At 60.1% G+C, this 1,879-nt stretch carries 2 protein-coding genes and 1 pseudogene; all 3 read right to left on the reverse strand.

Annotated elements, in window-relative coordinates; translation table 11 throughout:
* Positions 1 to 416: transposase (locus KJA79_RS11370; RefSeq protein ID WP_213042169.1), on the reverse strand; the 416-nt coding region annotated here is incomplete at its 3' end.
* Positions 417 to 469: 53 nt separating this feature from the next.
* Positions 470 to 1,144 carry a CHASE3 domain-containing protein gene (locus KJA79_RS11375; RefSeq protein WP_213042170.1) on the reverse strand — a complete coding sequence of 225 codons (675 nt, stop codon included), beginning with the start codon at positions 1,142 to 1,144 and terminating at the stop codon, positions 470 to 472.
* A 163-nt stretch (positions 1,145 to 1,307) separates the two neighbouring features.
* A pseudogene (locus KJA79_RS11380) lies at positions 1,308 to 1,879 on the reverse strand (4Fe-4S dicluster domain-containing protein); the annotation flags it as partial.

The following is a 1,879-nucleotide window of genomic DNA, read 5'->3' on the forward strand; positions in this document are numbered from 1 at the left end:
CTGACCGAGAGCGGCAGCCCATAGCGATCGACAATCGCGAGGATCTTCACGCCTTTGCCACGGCGGGTTTTCCCGATCTCCTCGCCACCGCCCTTCGCCATGGCGAACGTGGCATCAATGAAGCGTTCACGCTCGTCGATCGCCCCTTCCTCGCGCAAGGTATTGGCGAGTTGCGTGAGAATCTCCCGCAGCACGTCGCGTTCGCACCACTGCTGAAATCGGCGATGCACGGTCTTGTAATTGGGAGAGCACTGCGGCAGCAGATGCCACTGGGCGCCGGTGTTCAGAATCCAGAGCACGGCTTCCAAAATCGCGCGGGCAGGCACCGGTTTGCGTCCGGGACGGCCTTCGGGGATATGTTCCTCGGGACAGTGTTCCCGAATCCGCTCCCATTGGTCGTCGCGCAGGCGCAGCATGCGGGCACATTATAGGGAGTTTGTGCTTCGACACAACCATTTTGAGATAGGTTCTAGAGTGGGATACGCGCCCGCCGATCGCGCGAGGGTTGTGTAGGAAGGCTCACGCTTCGCGTGAGAACGATGCACAGAATGGCCCCCAGACTATCCACGAAAAGCAGTTGCCATCGGGCCTGCTCCATCCACGCCTCATATGTCATGGATTCCAGAGGGATTTCGCGCTGCACACGCATCTCAAAATCACCGACGGCCTTTTCGATGGTCAGGAACAGCGCGCGCCCGCTTCCGCCTCGCACATAGAGCCGAACCTGCTCCTGCTTGTCTGTCCCAATCGCCGCCACCAGGGTCTTCTTACTGTCGACAAACTCATTGAGACGAGCCGATAACACCCCGACCCCCAATTGCAAACCCGGCGTGCTCGCCGTCAGATCAGTCAATCGCGCCATCCCGCTCTCCAACCGGCTTGTCGCCAGATTGATCGGCTCGAGAAACGAAGATTGCTCTGTCAGCAGGTACCCGCGAAAATTCGTCTCCACATCTACGACCAACCCTTTCAATCGCAACACCTCTTCGAGAATTTTTGAGCGGTGCAGTTGGCGCTCGTGTTGCCCACGCCATTGCTCGAACAGATACAGATGCGCGAAAAACGACGAGGCGAGGGCGATCGTGGCGACAAGCAGGAGTCCGATAAGACGACCGCGTATCCCTACCATAAGTTCGTACGACACACTCCTTTCCAGGCTGCCGCCCCGGACCGAATAGTCAGCACCAGCGGTGGCTCGCTTCCTTGTGAGCACCGCACCCGGCAGGACTCAGCATCGAGCCATTCACACCACAGGCTGAACAGAGATTGGGAGGAGCGCCCGCTCCTCCCAATCCTGTCACAACGGCTTACAGCCAGTTCACGCGCTCGGCCGGCCGAATGTAGATCGGCTCTTCGACCTGGATGCGCGCCACTTCCTTGCCCGACTTGTTGAAGCCCAACACGGTATCGTTGTACATGTCGAACCGCTTCCCGTGGATTTGGGTTTCAAACACTTTCGGACCCGGAATGACATCGTACCGGAAGACGATCTGCTGGCTGGCTCTCCAGAGCTGGAGCACCGCCAACAGTTCGCGGCTGGGCACGAGGTACTTCTCGATGGCGTTATCCACGCCCGGGCCGAACATCTGCCGGGCATAGCCGCGCGGGCTATGCCGTGGCGGGATGTAGTAGCCGTTGGGCTCGGTGCCCCACTGCGGATACAGCGGGAGCGCCACCTGCTCCACACGAATCGTGTAGTACAGGGGATGCCAGCGGTCTTCGGCCCACAGGCCGTCTTCGCCGATGCGCATCAACGACTGCATGCGGATCTTGCCCACGCAGGCCGCCATACAGCGCGTTTCCATCGGCTCGCCGCCCGTCAAGGGGTCTTTCCCCTCGATGCGCGGATAACAGGCAATACACTTCTCCGACACCCGGG

Origin of the sequence: Nitrospira defluvii, assembly GCF_905220995.1 — a bacterium.
GTDB lineage: Bacteria > Nitrospirota > Nitrospiria > Nitrospirales > Nitrospiraceae > Nitrospira_A > Nitrospira_A defluvii_C.